Annotated in this window: 3 protein-coding genes and 1 pseudogene; 2 read left to right on the forward strand and 2 right to left on the reverse strand. The window is 72.0% G+C overall.

What is annotated here, in order from left to right; translation table 11 throughout:
- Positions 1 to 464 (reverse strand): dTMP kinase (gene tmk / locus PROKR_RS18735; protein ID WP_051433140.1); only part of this gene is annotated, 464 nt, incomplete at its 3' end.
- Between the two features lie 84 nt (positions 465 to 548).
- Here tmk and PROKR_RS18740 point away from each other — a divergent pair.
- A complete protein-coding gene (locus PROKR_RS18740) occupies positions 549 to 950 on the forward strand; it encodes a pyridoxamine 5'-phosphate oxidase family protein (protein ID WP_036965639.1) in 402 nt (133 codons plus the stop codon).
- 9 nt (positions 951 to 959) lie between these two features.
- Here the strand turns inward: PROKR_RS18740 and topA are convergent, their stop codons facing one another.
- Positions 960 to 3,758 carry a type I DNA topoisomerase gene (topA, locus tag PROKR_RS18745; RefSeq protein WP_036965640.1) on the reverse strand — a complete coding sequence of 933 codons (2,799 nt, stop codon included), beginning with the start codon at positions 3,756 to 3,758 and terminating at the stop codon, positions 960 to 962.
- Positions 3,759 to 3,992: 234 nt separating this feature from the next.
- On the opposite strand from topA, the pseudogene PROKR_RS18750 reads away from it, so the two are divergent.
- Positions 3,993 to 4,523: pseudogene (locus PROKR_RS18750) on the forward strand (hypothetical protein); the annotation flags it as partial.

Here is a 4,523-nt window from a genome sequence, read left to right on the forward strand (position 1 = left end):
GCGCCCTTGCCCTCGGCCGCGGCGCGGCGGGCGGCGGCAGCCTCGGGGTCGAGGTCGAGCAGGATCGTGATGTCCGTGCGCAGGCCCTTGGCGGCCCACAGCGAGAGGTGCTCCACCTCGCCGGGCGGCAGGTCACGGCCGCCGGACTGGTAGGCGATCGAGGAGTCGACGTAGCGGTCGGTGATCACCACGGCGCCGCGCTCCAGCGCGGGCCGGACCACGGTCTCGACGTGGTGCGCGCGGTCGGCGGCGTAGATGAGCGCCTCGGCGCGCGGGCCCATGTCCTGACCGTGCATGACGGCGGCGCGCAGCTCCTGGCCGAGCGTGGTGGCGCCCGGCTCGAACGTGAGCAGGACCTCGCGGCCCGTCAGGTCCGCCAGCCAGTCGCCGAGGAGGCGGGACTGGGTCGACTTGCCCACGCCCTCGCCGCCCTCGAAGGAGATGAAGTAGCCCGGTGCGTTCACGCCGCCACCCTAACCGGGCCCGCCGACATCGACCCGGGCGGCTCCCGCTGAGCGGCGCCCGCCCACCCGGCGCACGATGGGGAGATGGACGACAACGAGCAGAGCATCACGTCGATCACCGAGGACGAGTGCTGGGAGTTCCTCTCCATGCAGCCCATCGGGCGCCTCGGCACCGCCGTCGGGGGCGAGCCCGAGATCTTCCCGCTGAACTTCGCGGTCGCGGACCGGACCATCTACTTCCACACCATCCCGGGCACGAAGGTCGCGGAGGTGGCGATCAACGAGAAGGTCGCGTTCGAGGTCGACCAGTGGGGTCCGGAGATCGCCTACAGCGTCGTGGTGAAGGGCACCGCCGAGATCCTGGAGACCGACGCCGACATCGCGGCGGCCGAGTCCACCAACCTGGTCAGCTACCTGGAGGAGACCCGGGACACGTGGGTGCGCATCACGCCCACCCACGTGACGGGCCGCCGCCTGCGGCGCTGACCCGCACGACTACTTCTTGGCCGCGGGCTTCTTGGCCGGAGCCTTCTTCGCGGGTGCCTTCTTGGCCGGCGCCTTCTTGGCCGGGGTGCGCTTCTTGGCCGGGCCCTGGGCGCGCTTCTCGGCGAGCAGCTCGATGGCCCGCTCGGCCGTGACCGACTCCGGGGTGAGGTCCCGCGGCAGGGTGCGGTTGGTCTCGCCGTCGGTCACGTACGGGCCGAACCGGCCGTCCTTGACCGTGATCGGCTTGCCGCTGTTCGGGTCGTCGCCGAGCTCGCGCAGCGGCGGCGTCGCGGTGCGGCCGCGGCCCCGCTTGGGCTGCTTGTAGATCTCCAGCGCCTCGTCGAGGGTGACCGTGAACATGGCCTCCTCGCTCGGCAGGGTCCGCGAGTCCGTGCCCTTCTTGAGGTACGGGCCGTAGCGGCCGTTCTGCGCCGTGATCTCGTCGCCCGACTCCGGGTCGGTGCCCACGACGCGCGGCAGCGACATGAGCTGCAGGGCGTCCTCCAGCGTGACCGAGTCGAGGGACTGCGACTTGAGCAGCGACGCCGTCTTCGGCTTGGGCAGGGCGGCCAGCGCCCGCTTCTTCGCCGCGGCCGACAGGTCCGGGTCCAGGTCGGGCTCGGGCAGCTGCTCCGTGACGTAGGGGCCGTAGCGGCCGTTCTTCGCCACGATCGGGTTGTGCGTCTCGGGGTGCTCGCCCAGCACGCGCCCGTCGTCGGCGCCCGCCGCGAGCAGCTCGCGCGCCTTGGCGACGGTCAGCTCGTCGGGCGCGACGTCGTCCGGCACCGAGGCGCGGGGCGGGTTCTTGCCCTCCTCGACCTCGGCCGCGAGGTCCTCCAGGTAGGGGCCGTACCGGCCCACGCGCACCCGGATGCCCTCGCCGATGTCCACGGAGTTGATCGCCGCGGCGTCGATCTCGCCGAGGTTCTCCACCAGCGCGCGCAGCCCACCGCCCTTGCTGTCCACGCCGAGCTCGTCGGACGTGCCGACGTTGCCCGGCACCTCGCCGAAGTAGAACTCGCGCAGCCACGCCACCCGCTCGCGGGAGCCGGCCGCGATCTGGTCGAGGTCCTCCTCCATCGTCGCGGTGAAGTCGTAGTCGACGAGCCGGTCGAAGTGCTCCTCCAGCAGCCGGATCACCGCGAACGCGAGCCACGTCGGAACCAGGGCCTGGCCGCGCGTGATCACGTAGCCCCGGTCCTGGATGGTCGAGATGGTCGCGGCGTAGGTGGACGGGCGGCCGATACCGCGCTCCTCCAGCGCCTTGACCAGCGAGGCCTCCGTGTACCGCGCGGGCGGCGTGGTCGAGTGGCCGTCCGCGGCGAGGTCGGTGCCGGTCAGCGCGTCGCCCTCGGCCATCGTCGGCAGGCGCGTCTCCTTGGCCGCCGCGGCGGTGTCGGGCGCGTCGGTCTCGGCGTCCGCACCCTCCTCGTACGCCGCGAGGAAGCCGCGGAACGAGATCACCGTGCCGGACGCCGAGAACACCGCCTCGTTGCCGTCCTGCGTGCCGCCGCTGATGACGGCGCCGAGCCGGACGGACGCCGTCGACCCCTTGGCGTCGGCCATCTGCGAGGCCACGGTGCGCTTCCAGATCAGCTCGTACAGCCGGAACTGGTCCCCGCTCAGCTCGCCGGCGACCTGGGCCGGGGTACGGAACGAGTCGCCCGCGGGGCGGATCGCCTCGTGCGCCTCCTGGGCGCCCTTGGCCTTGCTGGCGTAGAGCCGCGGCGCGCCCGGCACGTACTCCGCGCCGTAGAGCTCGGCGGCCTGCCGCCGCGCCGCGTCCGTCGCCTCCTTGGAGAGCGACGGGCTGTCGGTACGCATGTAGGTGATGTAGCCGTTCTCGTACAGGCCCTGCGCGGTGCGCATCGCCTGACGCGACGACATCCGCAGCTTGCGGCCGGCCTCCTGCTGCATCGTGGAGGTGGTGAACGGCGCGGCCGGACGGCGCGTGTACGGCTTGGTCTCGAGGCTCTTGACCGCGAAGTCGGCCGCCTCCAGCCCGGCGACGACGGCGCGGGCCGCCGCCTCGTCGAGCTGCACGACGCCGGTGCGGACCTTGAGCCGGCCCCGGTCGTCGAAGTCCCGGCCGGACGCGACCTTCTGGCCCGCGAGCTGGGTGAGCCGCGCGCGGAAGGACGGCTGGCCGGAGCCGGCGCCGTCGTCCGCGACCGCGAAGGTGCCCGCGACGTCCCAGTAGTCGGCCGAGACGAACGCCATGCGCTCGCGCTCCCGCTCGACCACCAGGCGCGTGGCCACCGACTGCACGCGGCCGGCTGACAGGCCCTGGCGCACCTTGCGCCAGAGGACCGGCGAGACCTCGTAGCCGTACAGGCGGTCGAGGATGCGCCGCGTCTCCTGGGCGTCCACCAGGTCCTGGTCCAGCTCGCGCGTGTTCTCCAGTGCACGGAGGATCGCGTCGCGGGTGATCTCGTGGAACACCATGCGCTTGACGGGCACCTTGGGCTTGAGCTCCTGGATCAGGTGCCAGGCGATGGCCTCGCCCTCGCGGTCCTCATCGGTCGCGAGGAAGAGCTCGTCGGCGTCCTTGAGGGCCTTCTTGAGCTCCGAGACCTTCTTCTTCTTGTCCGCGTGGACCACGTAGTACGGGTCGAACCCGTTGTCGACGTCGACGGAGAACTTGCCGTACGGCCCCTTCTTCATCTCCGCGGGCAGGTCCTTGGGCTGCGGGAGGTCGCGAATGTGCCCCACGCTGGCTTCGACCTCGTAGCCGTCACCGAGATAGCTCTGGATCTTGCGAGCCTTCGTGGGCGACTCGACGATCACGAGCTTGCGTGCCTGGGACATCCGGTCCTGCCTGCTTCCTGCTGGGTCTTGGGACGTGCGCCGGGTGGCGTTGGAGAGTTCACGGTACGCCAGGCGCGACGGATCGCACCCTATCCGGGCTCACATGGCGCTGCCCGGCAGTTTCACATGACCGTGGTGATTTTCACTCGTGGCGTCAAGGACATGGCGCTGATGACACAGGGAGCCACACACGAGCGCCACGGTCTCTCCAACGGACTCCTCTACGGTGGGGCCATGACCGACCGCGCTCTCCCGCCACCCGATCTGTCGCAGCCCGCCGAGGGCCGCGCCGTCGGCGGCGTCAGCAGCCCGATGCCTGGTCGGACGCCCGGTCACCGACCCCGCGTGGGGCCGCGCGTAGCGGCCGCCGTCGTCGCCGTCCTGGGCATGTGGGGCGTGTGGGCCACCTGGGACACGTTCGTCGCCTCCGGGCGCGGCCAGCACGCCGACCAGCTCGCGCTCGAGGGCGCGGCCAGGGGGCAGGGCGTGCTGTGGGAGCTGGCCGAACCGGTGCTCGGTGTGGTGTCCAACTCGTTCATCGGCCTGGGCCTCGCGGTCGCCGTCGTGCTCGCGCTGGCCCGCGGGCGCTGGTGGCTCGCGGCGCAGGTGGTGATCCTGGTGGCCGGCGCGAACCTCACCACGCAGGTGCTCAAGCACGTGGTGCTCGACCGGCCCGCGCTGCTCGACACCGCGCGCGCCGACATCAACACCCTGCCCAGCGGGCACACGACCGTCGCCGCCTCGATCGCCGCCGGGCTGCTCATC

The sequence above is a fragment of the Promicromonospora kroppenstedtii DSM 19349 genome (assembly GCF_000515355.1).
Classification (GTDB): domain Bacteria; phylum Actinomycetota; class Actinomycetes; order Actinomycetales; family Cellulomonadaceae; genus Promicromonospora; species Promicromonospora kroppenstedtii.

What these genes read in the sequence shown, in the direction of transcription:
- PROKR_RS18740 (WP_036965639.1), top strand. Translation starts at nt 549, where the DNA reads ATGGACGACAACGAGCAGAGCATCACGTCGATCACCGAGGACGAGTGC.
- topA (WP_036965640.1), bottom strand. Translation starts at nt 3,758, where the DNA reads ATGTCCCAGGCACGCAAGCTCGTGATCGTCGAGTCGCCCACGAAGGCT.